The sequence below is a fragment of the Enorma burkinafasonensis genome, from assembly GCF_902150035.1.
In the GTDB taxonomy this organism is placed as follows: domain Bacteria; phylum Actinomycetota; class Coriobacteriia; order Coriobacteriales; family Coriobacteriaceae; genus Enorma; species Enorma burkinafasonensis.
The window spans coordinates 1,754-3,153 of record NZ_LR597538.1 but is presented as its reverse complement, the minus strand read 5'-3'; the positions used below and the strand labels follow the sequence as shown (position 1 = coordinate 3,153).

Below are 1,400 nucleotides of genomic sequence, written 5' to 3'. Positions count from 1 at the left end.
TCGATCCAGAAGCTCCTGGTGATGAGCTCGAGGCCCTCGTTGGCATCGCAGCGCAGCTCGGTCATGGTGTAGGCGCCGTACGGCAGGGCCGCCAGCGAGTCGTCCACCGGCGCCGAGGAGCCGTCCTCGCCGAGCGAGAACCAGATGCCGGCCTTCGGATCCATGTCGGCGGCGGCAATCGGGCCCTCATGGCCGAGCAGGGCGTCGTTGGCGTTGGTGTCCCTCGAGTGCCTGTTCCAGCTGCTCGCGGTCGACGCGTCGCCGTTGCGGTCCGTCACCAGCACGTGAGTCTCGCCGGTGGCCGCGTTCTCGATGGCGAACGGGACCATGAGGCCGGCGTTGTCGGCCTCGCTCTTCTTGGAGAGCTCGAGGTCGTTGCGCACCACCTGGTCGCGGAACTCGAGCGCGGCGCCGTCCGCGGAGGCGCTCACGATCTCGCCAGCGGCGCGGACCTCGAAGGTGCGGGGCTCGCCGTCGGTCAGCAGGTAGCTCCCGTTCGTCGCCGTCTCCCGCACGTCGTAGGTCCCGTACGGCAGTGCGTCGGCCGCGGTCTGCGCGGTGTAGGCGCCGGCCTCGTCGTTCCATGCGGTGGTCAGCGTGGCCACGGCCTCGCCCGGCTCGCGCCACTCGCCGTCAACGAGGACCTTGTGCGCCGAGCGGTTCGTGACGGTGAACTCGATCCCGTCGAGGCCGGGGTGCTCGCCAGGCGCCTCCTTGTGGCCGCTGCCCGCGAGCGCCTCGGACGCCTGCAGCTCCTTGTCGGACTTGGTCACCTGCACGCCGCCGCGGAAGACCTCGTCGGTCACGGGGTCGCCCGTGAGGTCGCGCACCTCGTCGGCCTTCACGGTGAACGTGACGGAGGCGTCGCTGGCGTCGTAGCCCTCGGGCGCGCCGGACTCGACGATGCGGTAATTGCCTGCGGGAAGTGCGTCGGCGCCGGTCGCGGCGACGTGCGACCCGTCCTCGGGCGCGGTCTTGATCGTGGCGCATACCTCGCCGTCGGCGTAGTACTTGCCGCCGACCAGCACGTAGCGGCCGGTCTCGTTAACGACGGAGAAGCTCGCGCCGTCGAGCGAGGCGTCGCCCTGGGGCTCCGCGCCCGCCTCGGAGTCCGTTTTGGCGACCTTGACTCCGCCCGTGGACCAGCTGAAGCTCACGAGCGTCTGGGAGCCGCCGCCGGTCCTGACGCAGAACGCCTCGAACCCGGCGGATACCTTGCCGGCGCCCGCCTTCATCTTGGCGAAGGTCCCGCCGATCAGCTCGGATTTCGCCCAGGAGGCGAACTCGGCGCTCGTGCCGTGCGTGGCAGCCGACTCGGACCCAGAGTAGGCGTAGGCGATGAGCACATGGCTCGCCGCGGCGTACTTCGCGTCGTCCCAGCCGCCGCCGTCGTACCAGCT

The 1,400-nt window shown here is 70.6% G+C and carries 1 protein-coding gene; it reads right to left on the bottom strand.

Annotated features, from left to right (window positions below):
* Positions 1 to 1,400, bottom strand: a 1,400-nt coding sequence (locus FS885_RS09740; protein WP_281281406.1) for an MSCRAMM family protein, incomplete at both ends; no start/stop codon positions are given.